This is a genomic window from Undibacterium sp. WLX3042 (genome assembly GCF_049544825.1).
Lineage (GTDB): Bacteria > Pseudomonadota > Gammaproteobacteria > Burkholderiales > Burkholderiaceae_D > Undibacterium.
On record NZ_CP186698.1, the window covers coordinates 2,524,547 to 2,548,388 of the forward strand.

Annotated in this window: 22 protein-coding genes; 16 read left to right on the forward strand and 6 right to left on the reverse strand. The window is 49.5% G+C overall.

Going from position 1 to position 23,842, the window contains the following annotated elements:
- The first annotated feature begins 14 nt into the window (after positions 1 to 14).
- Together ACPAOP_RS11435 and ACPAOP_RS11440 are read left to right on the forward strand one after the other, a co-directional pair.
- The gene (locus tag ACPAOP_RS11435) at positions 15 to 1,325 is read left to right on the forward strand and encodes a homoserine dehydrogenase (protein ID WP_423679546.1); all 1,311 of its coding nucleotides are present in this window, start codon (positions 15 to 17) and stop codon (positions 1,323 to 1,325) included.
- Positions 1,326 to 1,496: 171 nt separating this feature from the next.
- On the forward strand, positions 1,497 to 2,738 hold the full coding sequence (locus ACPAOP_RS11440; protein ID WP_423708088.1) for an MFS transporter: 1,242 nt from the start codon (positions 1,497 to 1,499) through the stop codon (positions 2,736 to 2,738).
- 27 nt (positions 2,739 to 2,765) lie between these two features.
- Here the strand turns inward: ACPAOP_RS11440 and ACPAOP_RS11445 are convergent, their stop codons facing one another.
- From ACPAOP_RS11445 to ACPAOP_RS11460, 4 genes are all read right to left on the reverse strand, one after another.
- Positions 2,766 to 3,509, reverse strand: coding sequence for an NRDE family protein (locus ACPAOP_RS11445; RefSeq protein WP_423708090.1), 744 nt, complete (start codon positions 3,507 to 3,509; stop codon positions 2,766 to 2,768).
- On the reverse strand, positions 3,500 to 3,787 hold the full coding sequence (locus tag ACPAOP_RS11450) for a DUF4936 family protein (RefSeq protein WP_423708091.1): 288 nt from the start codon (positions 3,785 to 3,787) through the stop codon (positions 3,500 to 3,502). Before ACPAOP_RS11450 ends, ACPAOP_RS11445 begins: the two co-directional genes overlap by 10 nt.
- A 168-nt stretch (positions 3,788 to 3,955) precedes the next feature.
- Complete coding sequence (locus tag ACPAOP_RS11455) at positions 3,956 to 4,963, reverse strand: YgfZ/GcvT domain-containing protein (RefSeq protein ID WP_423708092.1); 1,008 nt, start codon at positions 4,961 to 4,963, stop codon at positions 3,956 to 3,958.
- On the reverse strand, positions 4,935 to 5,291 hold the full coding sequence (locus ACPAOP_RS11460; RefSeq protein ID WP_423708093.1) for a hypothetical protein: 357 nt from the start codon (positions 5,289 to 5,291) through the stop codon (positions 4,935 to 4,937). Before ACPAOP_RS11460 ends, ACPAOP_RS11455 begins: the two co-directional genes overlap by 29 nt.
- Here ACPAOP_RS11460 and mltG point away from each other — a divergent pair.
- From mltG to ACPAOP_RS11525, 13 genes are all read left to right on the forward strand, one after another.
- A complete protein-coding gene (mltG, locus tag ACPAOP_RS11465; RefSeq protein WP_423679551.1) occupies positions 5,281 to 6,267 on the forward strand; it encodes an endolytic transglycosylase MltG in 987 nt (328 codons plus the stop codon). The two genes, ACPAOP_RS11460 and mltG, sit on opposite strands and share 11 nt — an antisense overlap.
- An 83-nt stretch (positions 6,268 to 6,350) precedes the next feature.
- A complete protein-coding gene (gene tmk, locus ACPAOP_RS11470) occupies positions 6,351 to 7,028 on the forward strand; it encodes a dTMP kinase (protein ID WP_423708095.1) in 678 nt (225 codons plus the stop codon).
- 1 nt (position 7,029) lies between these two features.
- Positions 7,030 to 8,064: a DNA polymerase III subunit delta' gene (gene holB, locus ACPAOP_RS11475; protein WP_423708097.1), complete on the forward strand. Its 1,035-nt coding sequence runs from the start codon at positions 7,030 to 7,032 to the stop codon at positions 8,062 to 8,064.
- Between the two features lie 18 nt (positions 8,065 to 8,082).
- A complete protein-coding gene (locus tag ACPAOP_RS11480; protein WP_423679554.1) occupies positions 8,083 to 8,460 on the forward strand; it encodes a PilZ domain-containing protein in 378 nt (125 codons plus the stop codon).
- A 6-nt stretch (positions 8,461 to 8,466) separates the two neighbouring features.
- Positions 8,467 to 8,970 (forward strand): GNAT family N-acetyltransferase, encoded by a 504-nt coding sequence (locus tag ACPAOP_RS11485; RefSeq protein ID WP_423708098.1) that lies wholly within the window; start codon positions 8,467 to 8,469, stop codon positions 8,968 to 8,970.
- Between the two features lie 77 nt (positions 8,971 to 9,047).
- The gene (locus tag ACPAOP_RS11490) at positions 9,048 to 9,977 is read left to right on the forward strand and encodes a 23S rRNA (adenine(2030)-N(6))-methyltransferase RlmJ (protein ID WP_423708099.1); all 930 of its coding nucleotides are present in this window, start codon (positions 9,048 to 9,050) and stop codon (positions 9,975 to 9,977) included.
- A gap of 342 nt (positions 9,978 to 10,319) precedes the next feature.
- Complete coding sequence (locus ACPAOP_RS11495; RefSeq protein WP_423708101.1) at positions 10,320 to 11,972, forward strand: 3-(methylthio)propionyl-CoA ligase; 1,653 nt, start codon at positions 10,320 to 10,322, stop codon at positions 11,970 to 11,972.
- A 121-nt stretch (positions 11,973 to 12,093) separates the two neighbouring features.
- Positions 12,094 to 13,329: a branched-chain amino acid ABC transporter substrate-binding protein gene (locus ACPAOP_RS11500; RefSeq protein WP_423708103.1), complete on the forward strand. Its 1,236-nt coding sequence runs from the start codon at positions 12,094 to 12,096 to the stop codon at positions 13,327 to 13,329.
- Between the two features lie 98 nt (positions 13,330 to 13,427).
- The gene (locus tag ACPAOP_RS11505) at positions 13,428 to 14,375 is read left to right on the forward strand and encodes a branched-chain amino acid ABC transporter permease (protein ID WP_423679559.1); all 948 of its coding nucleotides are present in this window, start codon (positions 13,428 to 13,430) and stop codon (positions 14,373 to 14,375) included.
- 2 nt (positions 14,376 to 14,377) lie between these two features.
- Positions 14,378 to 15,664: a branched-chain amino acid ABC transporter permease gene (locus ACPAOP_RS11510; RefSeq protein ID WP_423708105.1), complete on the forward strand. Its 1,287-nt coding sequence runs from the start codon at positions 14,378 to 14,380 to the stop codon at positions 15,662 to 15,664.
- Positions 15,661 to 16,428 (forward strand): ABC transporter ATP-binding protein, encoded by a 768-nt coding sequence (locus ACPAOP_RS11515; RefSeq protein ID WP_186883393.1) that lies wholly within the window; start codon positions 15,661 to 15,663, stop codon positions 16,426 to 16,428. The genes ACPAOP_RS11510 and ACPAOP_RS11515 overlap by 4 nt, the downstream gene beginning before the upstream one ends.
- Entirely contained in the window at positions 16,425 to 17,132 is a 708-nt protein-coding gene (locus ACPAOP_RS11520) for an ABC transporter ATP-binding protein (protein WP_423679561.1), read from the forward strand. The genes ACPAOP_RS11515 and ACPAOP_RS11520 overlap by 4 nt, the downstream gene beginning before the upstream one ends.
- A gap of 162 nt (positions 17,133 to 17,294) precedes the next feature.
- On the forward strand, positions 17,295 to 19,373 hold the full coding sequence (locus tag ACPAOP_RS11525) for a 3-hydroxyacyl-CoA dehydrogenase NAD-binding domain-containing protein (RefSeq protein ID WP_423708107.1): 2,079 nt from the start codon (positions 17,295 to 17,297) through the stop codon (positions 19,371 to 19,373).
- 92 nt (positions 19,374 to 19,465) lie between these two features.
- Here the strand turns inward: ACPAOP_RS11525 and ACPAOP_RS11530 are convergent, their stop codons facing one another.
- The gene (locus tag ACPAOP_RS11530; protein ID WP_423708109.1) at positions 19,466 to 21,013 is read right to left on the reverse strand and encodes a diguanylate cyclase; all 1,548 of its coding nucleotides are present in this window, start codon (positions 21,011 to 21,013) and stop codon (positions 19,466 to 19,468) included.
- Between the two features lie 415 nt (positions 21,014 to 21,428).
- Between ACPAOP_RS11530 and ACPAOP_RS11535 the strand changes: the two genes are divergently transcribed.
- Complete coding sequence (locus tag ACPAOP_RS11535; protein WP_423679564.1) at positions 21,429 to 23,030, forward strand: ABC-F family ATPase; 1,602 nt, start codon at positions 21,429 to 21,431, stop codon at positions 23,028 to 23,030.
- A 66-nt stretch (positions 23,031 to 23,096) separates the two neighbouring features.
- Here the strand turns inward: ACPAOP_RS11535 and ACPAOP_RS11540 are convergent, their stop codons facing one another.
- Positions 23,097 to 23,681 carry a hypothetical protein gene (locus tag ACPAOP_RS11540; protein ID WP_423708110.1) on the reverse strand — a complete coding sequence of 195 codons (585 nt, stop codon included), beginning with the start codon at positions 23,679 to 23,681 and terminating at the stop codon, positions 23,097 to 23,099.
- Positions 23,682 to 23,842 lie beyond the last annotated feature (161 nt).

Here is a 23,842-nt window from a genome sequence, read left to right on the forward strand (position 1 = left end):
TGTTTAAAAATCATATGAAACCCATCAAAGTAGGTCTGTTAGGTATAGGCACTGTCGGTTCCGGCACTTTCAACGTCTTGAAGCGTAATCAGGAAGAAATTACGCGTCGCGCTGGCCGTTCAATTGAAATTGCGATGGTGGCAGATCTGAATATTGAGCGGGCACGTGAACTCACAAATGGTGAAGCGGAAGTCGTCAATGATGCCAATCTGGTGGTGAACAATCCTGACATCGATATCGTAATTGAACTGATCGGTGGTTATGGCATCGCCAAAGATCTGGTGCTGAAAGCGATTGCGAATGGCAAACATGTGGTAACGGCAAACAAGGCATTGCTGGCAACGCATGGCAATGAGATTTTTAAAGCGGCGCAGGAAAAAGGCGTGATGGTTGCCTTTGAAGCGGCTGTCGCCGGAGGTATTCCTATCATCAAAGCGCTGCGTGAAGGCCTGACGGCCAATCGTATTCAATGGATCGCTGGCATCATCAATGGCACCACCAATTTCATTTTGTCGGAAATGCGTGACAAAGGGCTGGACTTCAATTCCGTGCTGAAAGAGGCGCAGGCATTAGGCTACGCGGAAGCGGATCCAACCTTTGACATCGAAGGTGTGGATGCGGCGCATAAAGCGACCATCATGGCCTCAATTGCGTACGGCATTCCTATGCAATTCGATAAAGCCTATGTCGAAGGCATCACCAAGCTGGAAGCCAGCGACATCCGTTATGCCGAAGATCTTGGCTATCGCATCAAATTACTGGGTATTACCAAGCGTACGCCGGAAGGCATAGAGTTGCGCGTGCATCCGACGCTGATTCCTGAAAAACGTCTGATTGCGAACGTGGAAGGGGCGATGAATGCCGTGCTGGTGCAAGGCGACGCCGTCGGTGCGACTCTGTATTACGGCAAAGGTGCGGGCGCAGAACCAACCGCTTCAGCGGTGATTGCGGACCTGGTGGATATCACGCGTCTGGCGACCGCTGACCCGGAACATCGGGTGCCGCATCTGGCGTTCCAACCGGCTGCGATCAGCGATCTGCCGATTTTGCCGATGTCAGAAATCGTGACCAGCTACTATCTGCGCATGCATGTCGAAGACAAACCCGGTGTGCTGGCTGATGTAACCCGTATTCTGGCTGATCTGTCGATTTCTATCGATGCGATGTTGCAGAAAGAACCGGGTGAGGGCGAAACCCGTACCGACATCATCATCCTGACGCATCAGACCAAAGAGAAAAATATCATCGCTGCGATAGAAAAAATCGAAGCACTGGCCACTGTTACCGGCTCAGTCATCAAACTGCGTCTGGAAGAGTTGAGTTAAGTTACACCGTATAAGATTATTGATGACTGTCACCACGAAATAGCCGTCATCGCAGGTGTCGCACAGAAAAAGCGCGTTCATGAAATAATGAGCGCGCTTTTTTTCGTCGATCTGATCCTTGATCCGATGCGGACGCATAGACGATGAACTCAAACTGAAAGAGACGTGCAGGTGAAAGTTTTTTCGCTCCCCAGATTGCTGGCATATGGTTTGTTTGGCTTTCCACTGGCCTTGCTCGCCTTGCCGATTTACGTGTACGTGCCACAGTTTTATGCCGAGCGCTTTGGCATGTCGCTGAGTCTGATTGGCTCTGCACTGTTGGTCTCGCGTGTGCTCGATGCGTTCCTTGATCCCTTGCTCGGCGCATGGATAGACAAACGTCCAGCGAATCAGGGATACGGCCGCTTTATTCTGTATTCACTGCCTTTGCTGATCCCTGGTTTTTACGCGTTGTTTCATCCGCCAGCAGCGACGGCGGTTTCACCAATGCTCTGGTTTTTCTGCGCCTTGCTGATGGTGTATGCCGGATATAGTCTCGCCAGTATCGCCTTTCAAAGCTGGGGCGTAGCGCTGACGCAGTTTCCGGGAGAACGTCTGCGTCTGACTGCGACGCGTGAACTCTGTGGCGTCGCCGGTGTCGTTACTGCTGCATTGTTATCGCAATTCGCCGATATTTCGTGGTTGTCTGCGGTGCTGATTTGTAGCTTACTGATCTGCGCCTTTTTGCTGCTGCGTTTTACCCCAGACTTGCTTAATCGCCATCTGGAACAGCACACTCGCTTGCGCTGGCGCCATTTGTTTTCGAATTCCTATTTCCGCTCATTATTCTTGGTCTTTGTGCTGAACGGAATTGCAGCGGCAATTCCAGCGACCTTGTTTTTATTTTTCGCCAAAGACCGCTTGCAACTGGCGTCGTATTCTGGCGTATTGTTGCTACTGTATTTTGTCGCTGCGGCGATGTCATTGCCGTTGTGGGTACGAATTGCGCATCGCATCCATGAAACCCGCGCATGGTTGCTGGCGATGCTGTTATCGGTGCTGAGTTTCATCTGGGCTTACAGTCTGCAGGCCGGTGATCTGACTGCCTTTGCGGTGATTTGCGTTTTATCCGGCCTGTGTCTCGGTGCTGACCTTGCTTTGCCTCCGGCATTGCTGTCGGGCGTGATACGGCAGGCGGGGCATAGTGAACGCTATGAGGGGAGTTATTTCGGCGCGTGGAACTGGGCCAGTAAAATGAATCTCGCACTTGCTGCGGGTTTGTCGCTGCCTTTGCTGGATTATCTGGGCTACACGCCGGGCATCAGCACTGGCGGCGGTTTGCATGCATTGTCATTCGCCTACGCAGTGTTGCCCTGCGTTCTGAAATGCCTGGCTGCTTTGGTGTTGTGGCGAGCGCCGCTGCGTAAGGTTTGATACCTTATTTTTGTCACTACAATCAACTCAGCGCAGGATTTTTTCGTGAAACTCTGCCGGGTAATCCTGATGTAGTTTGGCCAGAGTTGAAACGCGGGTGCCATAGTTGGGTGAGACGATGCAGGGGGCGGAAAGCAGGCGTTCCATTTCAAACGAGACGCCGGTATCCGGCAGGCAGCAATCGGGGGCCGGATTCGTATTGGCCAGCATTTCGAAGAACGCGTCTTCTGGAGCTAACTGACAGAGCAGACTGCAGAATTCTGCTTTGGTCTTGATGACTTTGTGCCAGCAGGTGTCTAAGGCGGCGTTGGAGATGCCGTAAATGCCAGGTGCCAGCGGCAGACCGTTACGCGGATCATCGGTGTGGCGATTCGAAAACCAGATCAGATCCTGCGCGTCACCGACGAGCAGGTTAAAGCCATTGTAGTGATCGACCTTGCCGCGTAATTGATCGACATAATCCTGCGCAGCCATGTCATTTTGCAGATACTCAGAAACAAGACCGCCACGCGAAGGTGCATCGTCACGTTTTTCAGAAGGTGCGCGGACGTTGGTGATGGCAGCAAATTTTCTGGCAGGCGCATCGGCTTGCGGGCTTTGTATTCCCAGCCAGGTGCCGCCGGATTGCAGATCGCGCCCGGCATAAATCTGCGGATGATCTTGCCACCAGCCTGCGGGTGCCGCCGGGCGGTCATAGTATTCATCGCGATTGGCTGCGACCAGTAGCGGCGTGGCGGGGAGTAACTTCCATGCAAAAACGATCAGGCACATACATCTACATCCAAAAAATATTCAGTACGACGTTCACTGTACTGCAATTCGGTTAAGCCCGTTTGCTGCACCAATATTTCCAGCTGCGCGGAGAAATCGTCGGGCACATTCGCGTACACCTCCATCCAGGTGTGCAGATCATTCGCCAATTCAGGGCGTCGTTGCAATTTCCCCCTGATTCCCAATCGCGCCAGTACCAGTTGTTGCAGGGATTTTTCTGCCGCGATCACTTTTTCCTCCAGCGCGGCTCCGGCTTTGAAATAAATATAACAATCCATCTTGTGTTTTAAGGAAAAAGGGGGAGTATCTGCCAATTTAACGCTAATGTCCGCATAGAATAAGGGCTGTAAAAAATACTCCGGGGAGTATATTTTTGCCCTGAAATCACTTTTCTGAGCTTGTTTTGCGCTTATTTTGTGCGGACGAGGTCTGGATCAACAGCAGATTTAACGCGTAATATCGGTGATCTCGTAGGGTAATGGCAAGAGTTGTGCCAGCGGACCGTCTATGCTGCCGCAACGGATTGCGCCGCTTTCCTGATCTGCCAGCGTCATTTCGATTAAGGCCAGAGTGCTGCTCTCATTGATTTGTTCCGCATTCACAATCACGCCGCATGGCTGTTTGTTCTCGCCAGCATTGGTCTCGTCGCCATCGTTGACATTAAAAACATCCATGCCGTCTGTCAGTCCGACACCGGGAATCTGCGCCAGTGTCATGCGGCGTTTCAGCTTGCCCAGATACTGGCTGCGGGCAACGATTTCCTGCCCCGGATAGCAGCCTTTTCTGAAGTTCACGCCGCCGACCAGTTCAAAGTTAATCATTTGCGGCACAAATTTTTCCTGCGTAAGCTGATTGATGTGCGCGATGCCTGCCTGAATATCGCTCAGATTCCAGTCAGCGGTATTGGTCGGCTGCAATTGTAAGCTGAGGGTAGCCCAGACCGCTGCGGCTTTGTCGGCAGGGCATAACCACTGATAGCGGGCGACGTTCATTACATCAGTGAAACGGATCAGCGTACCGGATTCATTGCTGATCTGCGCGTTGGCCGCTGGCAAGTCAGGAAACCAGTTGGTCAGCACCTGTGCTGCCTGTGCGCCACCGAGCCCGAAACTGACATACTGATCGCTGACATCGCTGAGTTTTACTTTGGCGCGCAACACAAACATGCTCAGCCGTTTTTGTACCGCTGTTTGTATCGAACGGGATAGCTGCAAAATGATTGCACTATCGGTTTTCCAGTACACAAAGCTGGCCAGCATCCGCCCCTTAGGTGTGCAATAGGCGGCGCGACGAATTTCACTGGTGGATAAATGTTCTACATCATTGCTGAGCTGGTTGTGCAGAAAATGCGCGGCTTCCTCACCCTCGGCACGTATCAGGCCGGTGTCCGGCAGCAGGGTGACAAAGCCTTCCTGAAACGCTGGTTTATTCCAGACGGATGCTTGTCCGCTCAATTTGCCATTGGTGATTGGTAGATGCTGTTGCGCTGTAAATTCTTGCCACATGATATCGATTTGCTTTCTGCTGAACTGAATGAAAACCGGCGACATTGACACTGACTATGCCTGTCGCCCGCTGACAATGCTTTGGACGAATTATAGTAGTCTCAGCAAATCTTGGTGCAGCAGGGGTGTTTTTTTGCGTTCCGTTACGGGTCTCAGCAGCAAATAGCATGGTGACTTGCGTTACACTACGCGCCTCAGATTTAATCTGCATATCATTTCCCGTATTTTTTTTCGCCATCTTTTTGTCACCAACACCACGCGCTTGTATGAGACTCATCAAAATTCTTTTTCTGTTATTTTTATTAACAGGCGCCGCAGCAATTGCAGGTTTCATTTACTGGAAAGAGCAACCGATAGTGCTGTCATCAGCCTCGGTGGAGTTCACGATCAAGGCTGGCAGCGGTGTTCGCAGCGCCGCGAAACAGATGCAGGACGCTGGCATTCCGCTACCGCCGTTTGCATTTGAAATGCTGGCGCGCGTGACCGGTAAAGCCAATAAACTGAAGGCAGGATCTTATGAACTGCTGTCAGGGAAAACTCCGGTTGAGTTGCTCGATAAAATTGTCAACGGCGATTTTTCTCAAGGCTCGGTCGCGATTATTGAAGGCTGGACGTTTGCGCAGATGCGTAAGGCAATCGACGCCAGTACAGCGTTAAAGCACGATACCAAGGGGCTGACGGATGCCGAGCTGATGAAAAAAATCGGCGCCGAATTTGTCGCGGGCGAAGGAATGTTTTTTCCGGACACCTATTTATTTGCCAAGGGTAGCAGCGATATCCAGGTCTATCAGCAGGCGCATGCGAGTCAGTTGAAGCGGTTGAATGAGGCGTGGGAAGCGCGTGCCGCGAATCTGCCTTATCAATCGAAATACGAGGCGCTGATCATGGCATCAATCATCGAAAAGGAAACCGGTCAGCCGTCGGAACGTGCACAGATTGCTGCGGTATTTGTGAATCGTCTGAAAACCGGCATGTTGTTGCAGACAGATCCAACGGTGATTTACGGTATGGGAGACAAATACCAGGGCAAAATTTATAAGCGAGATTTGCTGACCGATACGCCGTATAACACATATACCCGTGCCGGTTTGCCGCCGACGCCAATTGCCTTACCCGGACTGGCATCCATTACAGCAGCATTGAATCCGGCACGCAGCGATGCTTTATACTTCGTGGCACGCGGTGATGGCACCAGTCACTTTTCAGAAAACCTGAGCGAGCATAACCGTGCGGTGAATAAATATCAGCGCTAGAACTGTGTCGTTAGCAATGCCAACAACGATGCCGGCACGTCTGTCACGTGGATGGCAAGAACCAATATCAATAAAAAGAACAAATGAAAGTAACTGGAAAATTTATCACGTTTGAGGGCATCGACGGTGCTGGCAAATCGACGCATATTGCTTATGTCGCCGAGCGACTCAGACAAGCGATGTCGCCCCGCGGCATTGATGTCATCACTTCACGTGAGCCAGGCGGTACGCCGCTGGGAGAAACGCTGCGCGAGGTATTGCTGCAACAAAAAATGCATCTCGAAACAGAAGCACTGCTGATGTTTGCAGTACGGCGTGAACATATTGCACAGGTCATAGCACCGGCACTGGAGCGCGGCGACTGGGTGATTTCTGATCGTTTCACTGATGCGAGCTTTGCATACCAGGGCGGTGGCCGGCATTTGTCGCTCGACAAACTGAATGCGCTCGAACAATGGGTGCATCCGGATTTGCAGCCCGATCTGACCTTGTTGTTCGATGTGCCGCTGGCGGTGGCGCGGGCGCGTCTGGATGCGACCCGCGAGCTGGATAAATTTGAACAGGAAAAAGCGGATTTTTTCGCCGATACCCGTAACGAATATCTCCGCCGCGCTAAAGAATTTCCGCAGCGCTTCCGCATTATCGATTCGACACAAAGTATAGCTGCGATCCGTAATGAAATCGATGGCATTATTGATGCCTTATTAGCATCTGCTTCGGAACAGAATCCAACGAATCAAGTAAAGACGAGTATCGCCTGATATGAGTAATCCGCTATTTAGCTGGCAAACCTCTGCATGGGATTATCTGCAATCATTGCAGGGCCGCATGCCGCATGCTTTCTTGCTGTACGGACCTGAAGGCATAGGAAAAACCGTGTTTGCCGAACACATGGCAAAGTCTTTGTTGTGCGAGCAGCCGGATGCCGGCGGACATGCCTGTGGGCGCTGTGGTTCCTGTGGCTGGTTCAGTCAGTACAGTCATCCTGATTACCGTCGTGTCAGGCCCGAACTGCTGGATGAGGAAGAAGCGTCTTCGGCTGACGCTGATAGCGAGCCCGCTGCGAAAACGAGTAAAGCGAGCAAAGCGCCATCGAAAGAAATTGTGATTAACCAGATCCGTGCTCTTGCGGATTTCATGAATTTGTCCACGCACAGACAAGGGCGGCGTGTGATCGTGTTATATCCGGCTGAGGCGCTGAATATTCCTGCGGCGAATGCTTTATTAAAATCGCTGGAAGAACCCGGTGCAGATACGATATTTATTCTGGTTTCCAACAGCATCGATAAGTTGTTGCCGACGATACTATCGCGTTGCCACAAACTGCCGATGGGGATGCCGGAACAGTCAGTTGCACTCGCGTGGCTCAGACAGCGCGGCGTCAGTGATGCGGATGTCTGGCTCGCACAGCAGGGCGGTGCACCCCTTGCCGCGCTGGCGACGGCAGAGTCCGACACGCGTACGGAACTGGATGAATTTTTACGTCAGCTGGCGCGCCCCGGCGTGGATACGAGCCTGAAACTGGCCGATAAAATGCAGAAAACGGAGATGCCGGTAACGATTGCCTGGATGCAGCGTTGGCTCTACGATATATTTTCTTACAAACAAAGCGGGAGAATCCGGTATTATCCTCGCTATGAGAAAGAGGTAAGGGCGTTGGCTTCTGTTGTATCCAGTGAGGCCTTGCTGATGTTGATCAAGAGCTGTAACGAACGGCAGGCAATCGCGACGCATCCTTTATCGCCGAAATTATTTTTAGAAGATATGTTGCTTGAGTATTCTGCACTCTTCGCATAACCGCAGCGAAAGCACACTATGTCAGATTTAGCATTAGAACCGATGCACCATGCACCTAATCGCCCGTCCGTTTTATCTCTGGCGATCAAGGAAAAAGCCGCATTATTTGCTGCTTATATGCCGTTTCTGAAGAACGGCGGAATTTTTGTTCCTACCAATAAGGCGTATCGTATCGGTGACGAAATTTACCTGATCCTGACCTTGCTTGATGATCCGGCCAAGTATCCGATTGCGGGTAAGGTTGCGTGGGTGACACCCGCGGGTGCCGGAAATAATAAATCCCAGGGTATCGGCGTTCATTTCCCCAGCGATGAAAGCGGAACAAGAATACGCTTGCGCATCGAAGATGCACTTGGTGCCGCGATACGCTCAAGTCGGCCTACGCACACAATTTAATTTATCATGTCGGATCATTTTTCATACAGAATCGCCAATTTTGACGATTTACCGGCGATTGTTGCCATTTACAATTCAACGATCGCCTCCCGCCAGGTGACCGCTGATACGGAACCTGTCAGCGTGGAGTCCAGGCATCAGTGGTTTTATGATCACGCTCCCGAACGCCGGCCTTTGTGGGTCAGCGAACAGGATGGTCAGATTACCGGCTGGTTGTCGTTTTCTAATTTCTACGGTCGTCCGGCGTATTCCGGGACGGCAGAACTGTCGATTTACCTGCATGAGGGCGCGCGTGGTAAAGGGCTGGGAAAACGCTTTCTTGAACTCGCCATAGCACATGCACCAACAATCAATGTGCATACGCTGTTAGGATTTATTTTTGGTCACAATACGCCGAGTCTGAAATTATTTGAAAATTTTGGATTTGCAACCTGGGCGCATATGCCACGCGTTGCAACTCTGGATGGGATAGAGCGCGACCTGATTATTGTTGGCAAGCGCGTCGCCTGACATCCCTGTCAATGGCTTAGTTATCATGGCAATCTGCGCAGGCAGGTTGCCTTTCATTTTTTATAGGAATTCAATTCATGCTCAGTTATCGTCACGGCTTTCATGCCGGCAATCACGCCGACGTACTTAAGCATCTGGTCTTAATTCAGTTGCTGCAATACATGAATCAGAAAGAGGCTGCCTACACATATATCGATACCCATTCCGGCGCAGGTTTGTATGCGCTCGACAGTGGTTACGCGATGAAAAACGCAGAATATGAGACCGGTATTGCCCCTTTGTGGGACAAAAAAGACCTGCCGCCGGCACTGGCCGAGTATATGGCGCTCATCAAGGATCTGAATCCCAGTGGCAAAATGCGCTATTACCCCGGATCACCGTATTGCGCAGATAAGGTCATGCGTGAGCAAGACCGGCTGCGTTTATTCGAGTTGCATCCGAGTGAAATCAAGATACTCAGTGAAAACTTCCGTAAGCTTGATGCACATGCTGCTGAGCAGGGGCGCCGTCCGACGGTACGTGGCAAGCGCGTGATTATTTCTGACGGCGATGGTTTTGAAAGCATGAAGGCTTTATTGCCGCCACCGTCGCGCCGCGGACTGGTGCTGATTGATCCACCATATGAGGTCAAGGACGATTATCGCCGCGTCAAGGTTGCACTCGAGGATGCACTGAAACGGTTCCCGACCGGCGTCTATGCTGTATGGTATCCGGTACTGCAGCGCCAGGAGTCGCGGCAACTGCCGGAAAAACTGAAGCGGCTGGCGGCGAAAGATTGGCTGCACGTCACCTTATCGATCAGCGGACCATCGCCCGATGGATTCGGCTTACACAGCAGCGGCATGTTTATCCTGAATCCGCCGTGGACTCTGATGGCAACCTTAAAAGAAACGATGCCGTATCTGGTTGCCGCATTGGGGCGTGATAAAGATGCCCGCTTTGAACTGGAGAGTGGTGTACCGTTGACAGGGATGAGCGCAAAAGCGCAGCGTCCGCAACGTGGGTGAAGTAGAAATAAGGCCGGGGAAACAGTAGTTATTTGCATAGCAGCAATAATCTTTGTATTTTAATTAAAAGGGTGATGGATCGTACGGGTCTGTCGCCCTTTTTTTTATGGTCTCAGCAGCAGCTTATTTCCTCCATTTTTGCGCACCGCAATATGCTGAAAACCATTGTCAGGAAAGGCTTATTTAAAAATAGAGGGAGTTCTCTAGGAGCTAATGTTGCTACGCAAAAAAAATAGTGATTGACGGATTAGTACGGTCGTACAAAAATCAGTCAACAATGCGATTCAGAAAATGCAGTTAAAAACAAATTCAATCACTTAGCAGTTAACCAGAGGAGAACAAATGTCAGCGTACCCTAAGAGTCCGGTCATGGGCCAAATGATGGAAAAGCCTATGCTTATCTCAAGCATTATCGAGCACGCGGATCGGTATTTCGGACAAAGCGAGATTGTTTCTCGCCGAGTAGAAGGTGATACTCATCGTTACAACTACACAGAATGCCACCTCCGTTCGAAAAAGCTGGCAAATGCCTTAGCTGGATTCGGTATCAAAATCGGCGACAGAATTGCGACGCTGGCATGGAATGGCTACCGTCATCTAGAGGCTTACTATGCAGTATCCGGTTCAGGTGCCGTTCTACACACGATCAACCCTCGTCTGCATCCTGATCAAATCACTTATATCGTCAATCATGCTGAAGATCAGTATCTGATGTTTGACATCACGTTTTTACCTATCATCAAAGCGATTGCAGCACATTGCCCGACGGTAAAAGGCTTCATCATGATGTGCGGGCGTGAACACATGCCGCAAGACAGCGAGGTGCCGAATCTGTTGTGCTATGAAGAGTTGATAGACGCGAACACGGACGATTTTGTCTGGCCGCTATTTGATGAAAATTCTGCGTCCAGCCTGTGCTACACATCGGGCACTACAGGTCATCCTAAAGGCGCCTTATATTCTCATCGTTCCACCATTCTGCACTCGTATGCATCAGCGATGCCGGACGGTCTGAATGTTTCTGCGCGGGATTCTATCGTTCCTGTGGTTCCTATGTTCCATGTGAATGCATGGGGGCTGCCATATTCCGCACCGTTGACCGGTGCAAAACTGGTTTTCCCTGGCCCGCATCTGGATGGCAAATCACTGTATGAATTGTTCGAAGAGGAAAAAGTCACATTCTCTGCCGGTGTTCCGACGGTATGGTTAGGTTTGCTGAATTACGTAGAGCAAAATAAGCTGAAGTTCTCGACGTTCAGACGTACTGTCATTGGTGGTTCTGCCTGTCCTCCGGCGATGATGCATGCATTCCGTCACAACTACCATGTGGACGTTGTGCATGCCTGGGGTATGACAGAAATGTCGCCACTGGGAACAGCTTGTTCTTTGCTGACCAAGCATATGGAGCTGAGTGAGCCGGAAAAAGAAGCTGTGCTGACCAAGCAGGGACATGTGTTGTATGGCGTCGATATGAAAATTGTCGGTGATGATGGCAAAGAGTTGCCGTGGGATGGCAAAACCTACGGCAACCTGTTGGTCAAAGGTCCGTGGATTATCAATTCGTATTATAAAAATGAAGGTGGCGAAGTGCTGGAGGATGGTTGGTTCCCGACCGGTGACGTTGCCACGATAGATGCCGATGGCTTTATGCAGATCACCGATCGTAGTAAAGACGTGATTAAATCTGGCGGAGAGTGGATAGGTACGATCGATCTGGAAAACGTCGCTGTTTCTCACCCGGCGGTGATGCAGGCAGCGTGTATCGGCATTTTCCATCCTAAATGGGATGAGCGTCCTTTATTGCTGGTAGTGAAAAAAGCGGGCGCAGAAGTAACGAAAGAAGAACTTTTAAAATTCTTTGAAGGTAAGGTTGCCAAGTGGTGGCTGCCGGACGACGTCGCATTTATCGATGCATTGCCATTAGGAGCAACCGGTAAAATTTTGAAAAACAAACTGAGAGAACAATTTAAGGAGCACAAACTACCGACAGCATAATAGATCGCATCAGATTGCATTAATCTGGCTGCCTCTCATACAAAACATTTCAATGAGGCAGCCAGCGTAAGAGAAGTTAGCAGGGTAAAAATTTCCATTCCTAAAAAACGGAGAGAGACAAATGAAATTCCCATTACGCGCATCTTTCATCGCAGTTGCATTCGCATTAACTTCGCCTGTGTCGATGGCAGAAAATATTAAAATTGCCTACATCGACCCCTTATCCGGTCCATTTGCTCCGGTCGGGCAAAATATTCTGAATTCTTTTCAGTACATCGCTGATAAGGCAAACGCTGAAAAATGGGCTGGCAATAATGCCTTTGAAGTTGTTGGCTTTGACAATAAAGGCAGCCCGCAGGAATCGCTGAATGTATTGAAAACCGCGATCGATAAAGGTTTCCGCTATATCACGCAGGGTAATGGTTCAGGTGTCGGCCTGGCATTGCTGGATGCGGTCAATAAATACAATGAGCGTAATCCGGGTAAGGAAATCATTTATCTGAATCACGCGGCTGTCGATCCGGATATGACGAACAGCAAGTGCAGTTACTGGCACTTCCGTTTCGATGCGAACTCCGATATGAAAATGGAAGCACTGACGACCTATATGGCCGCAGATAAGACTGTCAAAAAGGTTTATATCATCGGACAGAATTATTCTTTCGGCCATCAGGTGACAAGAGCTGCGAAAGAGTATCTGGCACGCAAGCGCCCGGATGTACAGATCGTCGGTGACGATCTTCATCCTATCGGTCAGGTCAAGGATTTTTCTCCTTACATCGCCAAAATCAAAGCCTCCGGTGCAGATACCGTCATCACAGGAAACTGGGGCGCGGATCTGGCCTTGTTGGTGAAGGCTGCCAAAGATGCTGATCTGAAAGCGAATTTCTACACCTACTATGGTTCCACTACCGGTGTGCCGACCGCCATGGGCGCCGCAGGTATCGACCACGTGAAATACGTCGGCTATTGGAACGTCAATAACGAAACCTACGCTGGTAAAGACATCGTCGAAGGATTTAAAGCGAAATATAAAGACGATTACTATTCTATGGCGACGTATTCCATCATCCTTGCCATGTCGCAAGCGGTAAAACAGGCGAAGAGCGCTGAGCCGGCAAAAGTTGCAGTCGCTCTCGAAGGCGCAACCTTTAAAAGCCTCAACGGTGACGCAGTGATGCGTAAGGTTGACCATCAGTTGCAGCAACCGTTGTACATCGCTACCTGGGTAAAAGTGAATGGTAAAGATGTGAAGTACGATCAGGAAAATACAGGACTGGGCTGGAAAACAAATCAGAAAATTGATGCGTTTGTTGCTTCCCAGCCTTCGTCTTGCCAAATGAAGCGACCAGGTTAATTTTTAATCTGAAAAGAGAGTCATGCCGCAATTGACTCTCTTTTTTTGTCACAAAATAGTACGATCGTTCATAAGATGTCGCTGAAAGGGACGTTGCTGTGGAATTTACCCTTATTACTTTGTTGAATGGGATCAGTTATGGACTGCTGTTGTTCATGCTGTCATCCGGCCTGACACTGATTTTCAGCATGATGGGCGTGCTCAACTTTGCGCATGCCAGTTTTTATATGCTGGGCGCCTATTTCGCCTACATGCTGAGCTCTAAATTTGGATTCTGGACAGCTTTTTTTATCGCACCTTTACTGGTTGGGATACTTGGCGCGCTGGTCGAGCGTTATGGCTTGCGTTCCGTCCATAAATACGGACACATACCGGAATTGCTGTTCACTTTCGGTTTGTCCTATGTGATTGTGGAAGTAGTGCAGCTGATATGGGGGCGGTCTGTTGTTCCTTATGCTATTCCTGCGTCTCTGGATGGCCCGCTGTTCACTCTTTATACCACCACCTTCCCGATTTATCGCGGTTTTATGATGCTGGTCGCCTTGCTCATGCTGCTGTTTATTTACCTGTTACTCACCAGAACCAGGATTGGTCTCGTGATTCAGGCTGCATTGACACACCCTGATGCGGTGGAGGCGCTGGGACATAATGTGCCGCGCGTTTTCATGCTGGTATTTGGTGGTGGTTGTGCGCTCGCAGGTCTTGCCGGCGTTGTCGGTGGTAATGCATTTGTGACCGAGCCAGGTATGGCAGCCACGCTCGGCAGCATCATTTTCGTGGTCGTCGTTGTCGGTGGGATGGGATCGCTGGCAGGTGCTTTTGTGGCGTCGTTACTGATCGGTGTGCTGCAGACATTTGCTGTTGCGCTTGATCATTCGCTTGCGACCTTACTTGCTAAGTTTGGTGTGCTGATCAGTGCCACTTCTCCTGTCTATTCTCTGCTGAGTCTGACGATTGCGCAGATCGCTCCGGTAATGCCATATCTGTTGCTGGTGTTGATTCTGATCTTCCGACCACGCGGTCTGCTCGGCACACGTGAGGGATAAAAATGCCTACAACTTTACAATATAAGCCCTTGAATTTAGGTCGCTGGCTGACCTGGAGTAGCTTTGCTCTGATTCTGGTTGTCGCTCCGCTGATTTTTCATGAAGGTGCAGCCCTGTCTTTGTTGTCACAGATGGGGACGCTGATGATCTTCGGCCTGTCTTTCAACATGCTGCTGGGGCAGGGCGGTATGCTGTCGTTTGGTCATGCAGTCTATTCCGGACTGGGTGCCTTTTTTGCCATTCATGCGATGAATATGGCGAGTGATGGCAGCCTGCCGATTCCCGTTACGATGATTCCACTGGTCGGTGGAATTGCGGGAATGGGGTTCGGCATTTTATTTGGCTATGTGACGACTAAAAAATCGGGTACGACTTTTTCTATGATCACACTGGGGATGGTAGAGCTGGTCTTTGCATGTTCGCTGATGTTTCCTAAGTTCTTTGGTGGTGAGGGTGGAATCTCAACCAATCGGGTGATAGGACAGGCTTTCATGGGCATTACTTATGGTCCACAAATTCAGGTCTATTATCTGATTGCTTTCTGGCTATTTGTCAGTGCAGTCGCGATGTTTGCTTTCACGCAAACACCGCTCGGGCGCATGATTAATGCGGTCCGTGATAATCCTGAACGAGCTGAGTTTGTTGGCTATGACACGCAATGGGTACGTTATCTGACGCTGATTCTGTCTGCATTTTTTGCAGGTATTTCGGGTGGTTTATCTGCAATCAATTTTGAAATTGTAACGGCTGAAAATGTCAGTGCCGTTCGTTCCGGTGCGGTATTGCTGTTCACTTTCATCGGCGGTATCGGCTTTTTCTTTGGTCCACTGATTGGTGCTGTTATTGGCGTGTTTTTAACTGTGATGCTGTCTGATTTCACAAAAGCATGGCAGTTATATCTGGGTATATTTTTTATCCTGATCGTGATGTATGCGCCAGGCGGCATTGCCAGCATTCTGATGATGAATTTACGCGTGGTGAAATTTTCCAAATTCGGTCGTATCTGGCCGGTATTATGGAAATTGCTGCTGTCATCGCTGATCGGTATTGCTGGTCTGGTTCTGGTCATAGAGATGCTGTACCAACTGTCACTGGAGTCGACACAAAATCCCGTGATTTCCATCTTTGGCATGGCATTTAATTCTGCCAGTGGCGGTTCGTGGGCAATTGCTTTACTGACTTTAGGGGCAGGCATTGCTGGTTTTGTCCTGTTTAAAGCGCCTTTCCAAAAAGTATGGGGTGAGGTTAATACAGAAATAGAAGACGCTATGCGGAGGGCGCAGGTATGAGTGGTTTTTCGCTGGAATTAAAAGACGTCCGGAAAAGTTTCGGCAGCGCTGAGATTATCCGTGGTGCCAATCTGCAGGTGCCGAAAGGGGAACGATTTGCCATTATCGGCCCTAACGGTGCCGGAAAATCAACCTTATTTAATCTGATTTCAGGACGATTCGGTATCAGTTCGGGTGACATTCTCCTGAATGGCAATAGCATACGTAATCTGAAGCCCTACGAGATTAACCGCAGTGGTTTGTCGCGCAGCTTTCAGATTACGAATATTTTCCACCGACTCACTGTCTTTGAAAATTTACGCTGTGCAGTTTTGTGGTCGCTGGGCTATAAGTATTCGTTCTGGCAAAGGCTGAACGGCCTGAAAGATGCTCAGGAACGTGCAGAGCATGTGCTGGAGCAGATAGGCTTAAAACGGCGGCGTGATGTCACTGCTGGCTTGCTCACTTATGCCGAACAAAGGGCGCTGGAGATCGGTATTACGATTGCTGGTGGTGCCGACGTGATTTTGTTGGATGAGCCGACTGCGGGGATGAGTCGTTCTGAATCAGACGCTGCCGTCGAACTGATACGCAAGGTCACGGAAGGTAAAACTTTATTGATGGTCGAGCATGATATGAGCGTCGTATTTGGCCTCGCCGATAAAATTGCGGTGGTCGTCTATGGTGAGGTGATTGCCTGCGATACGCCACAAAATATACGCAATAATCAAAAAGTCAAAGACGCTTATCTCGGCGGTCACGCCCCGACGGAGGAACACGCATGAGTGCGCTGCTCGAAATTAAAGATTTAAACGCTTTTTATGGCAAAAGCCATGTACTGCATGGTGTGGATCTGCATGTCAAGGATAGCGAGATCGTCAGTTTGCTCGGCCGTAACGGCGTAGGGCGTTCGACTACGGTTAAAGCAGCAATGGGACAAGTTCATGCAACCGGATCTGTCTTATTCAAAGGCGAGCAGATGATAGGTATGAAAGCCTTTCAGATTGCGCACAAAGGCCTGGGCTACGTGCCGGAAAACCGCGATATTTTCCCCACGCTGACGGTAGAGCAGAATTTGCTGCTAGGCGAAAAATCGAATACCAAAACGAAGCCGCGCTGGGAAATGGAAGACATGTACCAGATGTTTCCACGCTTACGCGAAAGGCGTAATACCCTGGCCGGTGTGATGTCTGGCGGTGAACAACAAATGCTGACCTTGTGCCGGACACTGATGGGCGATCCTGATCTCATTATGATTGATGAACCAACCGAAGGTCTGGCGCCGAAGATCGTTGAACTGGTGGCTGAGTATCTGAAAGAGCTGAAAAACCGAGGAGTTTCAGTGTTGCTGGTCGAGCAAAAATTAGCGATTGCACTGCAGATTTCGCAGCGGGTCTATGTCATGGGACATGGCAGTATTGTGTTTGAAGGTACGCCCGAAGATTTGCTTGCCAACGACAAAATCAGGCAAGAATGGCTGGAGGTGTAATCGGTCTGTTGAATGGCGAAAAAAGAAAATCAATAAAAATAACACGACCGTACTATTTTTAAGTTATAGTCAAGTTTGTGAGTGTTTTGTTTGAATTCGCCCACCAGATTTGATTCATTTAGAAAAACCAATTCCATTCGTATTTCAACCTTAGGAAGAGACATGAGCGCAGAATACAAAGTTGACGGCAGCGTTGCCGTTATTACCCTGAACAATCCACCGGTCAATGGTCTGGGGCATGCGACCCGCCACGCGATCGTCGAAGGTATGAAGCAGGCGCAGAATAACGATGCGGTCAAAGCCATCATCATCACCGGTGCCGGCAAAGCATTTTCCGGCGGCGCAGATATCAAAGAATTTAATTCTCCCAAAGCATTTGCTGAGCCCAGCCTGCATACGGTGATCAGCGTCATCGAATCTTCAGACAAACCGGTGATCGCAGCAATACACAGCGTTGCCATGGGCGGCGGTTTGGAATTGGCTTTGGGTTGCCACTATCGCGTTGCCAGCCCCGGCGCACAGATTGCGTTGCCAGAAGTGAAGCTTGGCATTTTACCTGGTGCAGGCGGCACACAACGTTTGCCACGCGTCGTCGGGCTGGAACTGGCCTTGAATATGATCGTTTCTGGAACGCCGGTCGCTTCAGAAAAACTCGCGAAAACAGCGCTGTTCAATGAGCTTGCTGAAGGCGATCTGATGGCCGCAGCAACCGCATTTGCGAACAAAGTGGCGGATGTGCGTCCGCTGCCTAAAGTACGCGACATCAAAATCGATTACCCGAACTACGAAGCCTTCCTGCAATTTTCCCGCAATACCGTACGCGCAATGTCAGGCCCATTCCCTGCGCCATTGAAATGCGTCGAAGCGGTTGCCGCTGCGGTAACGAAAAAGTTCGATGACGGTATTAAATTTGAGCGTGACTTATTCCTTGAACTGGTACAGACAACAGAATCTAAAGCGCTGCGTCATGCTTTCTTCGGTGAGCGCGCTGCCAGCAAGTTGCCGGACGTCCCTGATGACACGCCGACTCGCCCGGTGAAATCGGTCGCAGTGATCGGTGCCGGCACCATGGGTGGCGGTATTGCGATGAACTTTGCCAATGCGGGAATTCCTGTACAGATTCTTGAAATGAAACAGGAAGCGCTGGACAAAGGTTTGGCAACGATACGCAAAAATTACGAAAACACGCTGAAAAAAGGCAAGTTGACGCAAGAGAAATTTGACCAGCGCGTTGCCTTAATCACAGGCACTTTGTCCTATGAGGCGATTGCTCAGGCGGACATGGTTATCGAGGCCGTTTTTGAGGATATGGGCGTTAAAGAGCAAGTCTTTAAAAAGCTCGATGAAGTCATGAAGCCGGGTGCGATTCTGGCGTCCAACACATCAACGCTTGATGTCGATAAAATTGCTGACTTCACCAAGCGTCCGCAAGACGTGGTGGGTACGCATTTCTTCAGCCCGGCCAATGTCATGAAGTTACTGGAAATTGTACGCGGCAAAAAAACGGCGAAAGATGTGCTGGCAACGGTACTGGCGATTTCTAAAAAAATCAAGAAAACAGGCGTGGTTTCTGGTGTGTGCGACGGCTTCATCGGCAATCGTATGATCGAGCAATACAGCCGTCAGGCAGGATTCTTACTGGAAGAAGGCTGCACGCCGGAACAAGTTGATAAAGCTGTTGAAAAGCTCGGTTTTGCAATGGGACCTTTCCGCATGGGTGACTTGGCTGGGAACGATATCGGCTGGTATATCCGCAAGCGTCGCTACGTGGAAAAGCCACAAATCACGTATTCAAAAACAGCAGATTTGTTGTGTGAAATGGGCCGCTTTGGTCAGAAAACCGGCGCTGGCTGGTATGACTACAAACCTGGTGATCGCAAGGCTTATCCATCTGCCGTGGTGAATGACATGATCGTCAAACATTCTGCTGATCTGGGTATCGAGCGTCGCAAAATTTCCGATCAGGAAATCGTTGAGCGCCTGATTTATTCGCTGGTGAATGAGGCTGCATACATTCTTGAAGAAGGCATCGCAACACGGGCTTCTGACATCGATATGGTGTATCTGACTGGTTATGGTTTCCCATTACATACCGGCGGCCCTATGTTCTATGCGGATACAGTCGGCTTGCCGAATGTGGTGCGGGCGATGGAAAAATATGCGAAGGGCCGTCATGGCGATGCGTGGAAACCAGCGCCATTGCTGCTCAAACTGGCAGAAGAGGGGAAAACGTTTAACTGAATCCGCCGGTGATCGTGGCTAAGACATGAGTCTGAATCACATTCGTGTCAGTTCTTTCAAAGCGCAACTTCGGGTTGCGCTTTTTTTATGGTTTATACTGAAGCCACCCGGTCCCGGCCGGCCTGCTTTGCTGCATACAGGCCCTTATCCGCCTGATCTACAGCAGTCTGAGCGGATTCCTGCGCCGGTGCTGCCATCGCAACGCCGATACTGACGCTGATGTGCCCGACAGGATCAACATGAGACGTTTTTATATTCTGCCGAATTTTCTCAGCAATGCTGATCGCATTTTCCAGATTTGTCTTGGGCAGAATAATCAGAAATTCTTCACCGCCGACCCGGCCTGCAAAATCAGTTTTGCGCAGTGATGTCTGGATTTGGTTGGCGACGTGTGTCAGGACTGCGTCACCTGTGGCATGACCATATGTGTCATTCACTTTTTTGAAAAAATCGATGTCCATCATCAGCACCGCATATTGTTCCTGGTTGCGCATCATACGGTGAAACTCATGCAGAAGTCGCTCGTTTGCTGCCAGACGGTTAGATAGTCCCGTCAGTGCATCGCGCCGGGCGAGTTGACTGAGCTCCTGATTGGCCGCTTCCAGTTCTGCCGTTCTTTCTGCCACGGTTGACTGTAAATCTTTGTTGGCATCTTCCAAGGCATGCTTACGTGCCAGCAGCGTAGCTGCCATATCTTCCATGGCAGAGTTTAATTCTTTCAGTTCCTTACTATTGGCAGAAACATTGAAAAGTATTTTCTCACCGCCATCGGACACTTTTTTCGCTAACTTTGATAGTTGAATAATCGGACGACTGATATAGTCACCAAGCATCCATGCTAGGAAAATAAAGACGACTGCCGCAGCCGCCACGATCAGCGTGACGATTCTCTGGAGCTTATTGACTTCCGATAAGACCTGATCGCGCGGTTGTCTGACCATCACTTTCCAGTTCAGTGGCCACTTGTTATCGGCCACCGGCTCACTGACGGCAGCGACGGTGGTCAGGTAGTATTCATTGCTGCCCCATTCATGAAAACCGGAATCGTCTGTTTTGTATTTTTTGGGAACAACAGGGGAGCCGGGCAGTTTTTCCGGGTGGTCAGGATAAATGATCTCGTTATTGCTATTGACGATAAATATTTCAATTTTCCTTTGGCGGGCATCATCCGGCATGACCTCATTGATCGCGTCTGATGTCCAGCGCCAATGTGCATGAGCGCCCAACACAGCGCGTAACTGTCCTTTCTGATCATAAACCGGAGCAGCAAAATCAATGAAACGGATAGGCCATTCGTGAATTTTATTGCGCAGTAATCCCGCAAGCAGTGCGGCTTCATGTAGATCTCCGACGTAGGTTCCCTGTTGTGAATGCTGAAACCACGGGCGACTACTGACATTTTCTCCGACCAGATTGTTATTAGTTGCATGCAGCACCTGGCCATGGATATCGACCAGTCCTATCCATGAGTAATAAGCGTATGACTGATGAAGGCGGCCGAGGCTGGCGTCAAAGTCTTTACTATCCAGAGGTGCGCGGACGAACAGCGGAGTTTGTGCCAGCAGTTCCACTTCGCGACGACGTTCTCTCATATTTTTTGCAAGCACAGTTGCCGTTCCCTTAGCCAGAGTGCGTAACATGATTCCGCGATCGTTAATTAACTGATCTGTATGGATTTTTGTGATGTAGAAATAGGTGGGAAAGCCTAGTAAAAAAACTAAGGTAATGAAAGAGCTTGCGATGATGGTATGTATGGGAGGTGGTTTCAGTTTCACTAGAGTGCACCTTATTTTTTACCGCAATGGATGAGGGAGGTATTTCAGTCCGGGCTCATGTTATTGATAATTTAGTCAAAAATCAATCGAGTAAATCAGCAATTTTCATTTGTATATCAGCATTTTATCTGCTCGATTCCGTCTGATTTTATTTCTTGTATCGCCTTAATGTCTGTTGGATATCGTATTCTCTGATTTGTTCATGTTGCCGGATGTCTGGTGGTAAACGTCGGATGGTATAATCGACGGTTAATTATTCATTTTTGCAAAAGGTTTTTCCGTGCTATCTACCGCAAATATCACCATGCAGTTTGGCCCTAAGCCGCTGTTTGAAAATATCTCAGTCAAATTTGGCGAGGGCAATCGTTACGGTCTCATTGGTGCCAACGGTTGTGGCAAATCTACATTCATGAAAATCCTCGGCGGTGATCTGGAACAGTCTTCCGGTACTGTGATGCTGGACCAGAACGAACGCTTGGGTAAATTACGTCAGGATCAGTTTGCGTTTGAAGAAATGCGCGTTCTGGATGTCGTGATGATGGGGCATACCGAAATGTGGGCGGCAATGTCTGAGCGCGACGCGATCTATGCGAATCCGGAAGCGACCGATGAAGACTACATGAAGGCGGCCGATCTGGAAGCTAAATTTGCCGAATACGACGGTTACACAGCGGAAGCGCGTGCTGGAGAGTTGTTGTTGGGGGTTGGTATTCCTACAGAGCAGCATCAGGGGCTGATGAGTGCGGTTGCGCCGGGCTGGAAGCTGCGCGTTTTACTGGCACAAGCCTTGTTTTCTAATCCTGATATTTTGTTGCTTGATGAACCGACCAATAATCTGGATATCAATACGATTCGCTGGCTGGAAGACATTCTGAATCAGCGTAATTCAACCATGATCATTATTTCGCATGATCGCCATTTCCTGAATCAGGTCTGTACCCACATGGCAGATATGGACTATGGAACGCTGAAAATTTATCCAGGCAATTACGATGACTACATGCTGGCATCGTCGCAGGCGCGTGCGCAGCAAATGGCAAATAATGCCAAGGCGAAAGAGAAAGTCGCTGAATTGCAAGACTTCGTCCGCCGCTTCTCTGCGAATAAATCGAAGGCGCGTCAGGCGACTTCCCGCGCGAAGCAAATCGATAAAATTAAAATTGAAGAATTTAAACCGTCCAGTCGCCAGAATCCTTTCGTGCGTTTTGATGGTGAGAAAAAGTTGCATCGTCTGGCAGTAGAAGTCCAGGGACTGACGAAAGCTTACGATCGTACTTTGTTTAAGAATGTTGATCTGACGATAGAAGCAGGTGAGCGAGTTGCGATTATCGGTGCCAACGGTATCGGTAAAACGACCTTGTTACGTTGTATCGGTGGTCAGGAAATCACCGGTTTGCATGCGGATCATGGCATGGTCAAATGGGCAGAAAATGCAAATGTTGGCTACATGCCTCAAGATCCTACCGAAGAATTTGCGTCGGATAAAAATCTGACCGACTGGATGGGTCAATGGACCCAAGAGGGCGACGATGACCAGGCCGTGCGTTCTATTCTCGGACGGTTGCTGTTCGGCGGTGACGATGTAAAGAAATCAGTGAAAGTTTTGTCGGGGGGGGAGAAAGGCCGGATGATGTATGGCAAGCTGATGCTGGGCCGTCACAATGTCTTGCTCATGGATGAACCGACGAATCACATGGATATGGAGTCGATTGAGTCATTGAACATTGCTCTGGAAAAATACGCAGGTACGCTGATTTTCGTATCGCATGACCGCGAATTTGTGTCCTCGCTGGCGACCAGAGTACTGGAAATCAAGGAAAATGAGATTATCGATTTCCACGGTACTTACGAAGAGTATCTGAGTAGCCAGGGCATTGAATAATTCTTTGACCGATATATTCGCCACAATAAAAAAGCCGGGCTGTCCCGGCTTTTTTTATTTCACTGGTTACTTGCTGAAATTAATTGCGCTATCGCGCAATAGTGTGTCATTTTGCTGAGCCTGTTCTCCTTTGTACAGCAGGTAATCAAGTCTGTCCCGCAGGCTGCGCGCCATTTCTCTGCCTTTTGACTTCATTACGGCTTCCAGATAAGGCTGGCGTAATTTCTTGAAATCGTCCAAGGTGCTTGCTCGTTCTACCTTCATCTGTAAGGTGAAGCCGCGTAATCCGAGCACACTTTTAATCGTTTCGTTGAAGAAAGTGTAGACCTCGCGAAACTGTTCGGATTCACTCATTTCTTCGACTGCAACGGCCGCCGCCGGAGGTAATTCGCTGACAAGATTGATTTCAGCCGCGGCAGCTTCGATGATTTCGCCACTTTTGCTGACCGCGGTGATCAATTCCTGATCTAACAATTCTTGTATATTATTTTCATCAAATCCTAACGTGGATACTTTTTTTAATAACTCCGTCGCAGTTTGTTTTCCGTCCACCATGACAAGTAGGGTGCGAAGACGGTTTGCAAGGTGATGTTTGCGGGTAGCGATTTCCTCGCGCCCTTTTTCTGTTTTATCGTAAATACTGTTCAACATATTGAGCATCGGCCCCAAATCATTTTTACACCAGAAGTACTAACTGGAACTGAGCAAAAGCATACAACACACTTGCTTCCGATGCCACAGGTATTGGTTAAGCGTAACGCTGAGTGAACGAGATAATGTCAGATTTTATGGATGGGAATGACAGGTTTAGA

What these genes read in the sequence shown, in the direction of transcription:
- ACPAOP_RS11435 (WP_423679546.1), top strand. Translation starts at nt 15, where the DNA reads ATGAAACCCATCAAAGTAGGTCTGTTAGGTATAGGCACTGTCGGTTCC.
- ACPAOP_RS11445 (WP_423708090.1), bottom strand. Translation starts at nt 3,509, where the DNA reads ATGTGCCTGATCGTTTTTGCATGGAAGTTACTCCCCGCCACGCCGCTA.
- ACPAOP_RS11450 (WP_423708091.1), bottom strand. Translation starts at nt 3,787, where the DNA reads ATGGATTGTTATATTTATTTCAAAGCCGGAGCCGCGCTGGAGGAAAAA.
- mltG (WP_423679551.1), top strand. Translation starts at nt 5,281, where the DNA reads ATGAGACTCATCAAAATTCTTTTTCTGTTATTTTTATTAACAGGCGCC.
- ACPAOP_RS11460 (WP_423708093.1), bottom strand. Translation starts at nt 5,291, where the DNA reads ATGAGTCTCATACAAGCGCGTGGTGTTGGTGACAAAAAGATGGCGAAA.
- tmk (WP_423708095.1), top strand. Translation starts at nt 6,351, where the DNA reads ATGAAAGTAACTGGAAAATTTATCACGTTTGAGGGCATCGACGGTGCT.
- holB (WP_423708097.1), top strand. Translation starts at nt 7,030, where the DNA reads ATGAGTAATCCGCTATTTAGCTGGCAAACCTCTGCATGGGATTATCTG.
- ACPAOP_RS11480 (WP_423679554.1), top strand. Translation starts at nt 8,083, where the DNA reads ATGTCAGATTTAGCATTAGAACCGATGCACCATGCACCTAATCGCCCG.
- ACPAOP_RS11485 (WP_423708098.1), top strand. Translation starts at nt 8,467, where the DNA reads ATGTCGGATCATTTTTCATACAGAATCGCCAATTTTGACGATTTACCG.
- ACPAOP_RS11490 (WP_423708099.1), top strand. Translation starts at nt 9,048, where the DNA reads ATGCTCAGTTATCGTCACGGCTTTCATGCCGGCAATCACGCCGACGTA.
- ACPAOP_RS11495 (WP_423708101.1), top strand. Translation starts at nt 10,320, where the DNA reads ATGTCAGCGTACCCTAAGAGTCCGGTCATGGGCCAAATGATGGAAAAG.
- ACPAOP_RS11500 (WP_423708103.1), top strand. Translation starts at nt 12,094, where the DNA reads ATGAAATTCCCATTACGCGCATCTTTCATCGCAGTTGCATTCGCATTA.
- ACPAOP_RS11510 (WP_423708105.1), top strand. Translation starts at nt 14,378, where the DNA reads ATGCCTACAACTTTACAATATAAGCCCTTGAATTTAGGTCGCTGGCTG.
- ACPAOP_RS11515 (WP_186883393.1), top strand. Translation starts at nt 15,661, where the DNA reads ATGAGTGGTTTTTCGCTGGAATTAAAAGACGTCCGGAAAAGTTTCGGC.
- ACPAOP_RS11520 (WP_423679561.1), top strand. Translation starts at nt 16,425, where the DNA reads ATGAGTGCGCTGCTCGAAATTAAAGATTTAAACGCTTTTTATGGCAAA.
- ACPAOP_RS11525 (WP_423708107.1), top strand. Translation starts at nt 17,295, where the DNA reads ATGAGCGCAGAATACAAAGTTGACGGCAGCGTTGCCGTTATTACCCTG.
- ACPAOP_RS11530 (WP_423708109.1), bottom strand. Translation starts at nt 21,013, where the DNA reads ATGTTACGCACTCTGGCTAAGGGAACGGCAACTGTGCTTGCAAAAAAT.
- ACPAOP_RS11540 (WP_423708110.1), bottom strand. Translation starts at nt 23,681, where the DNA reads ATGTTGAACAGTATTTACGATAAAACAGAAAAAGGGCGCGAGGAAATC.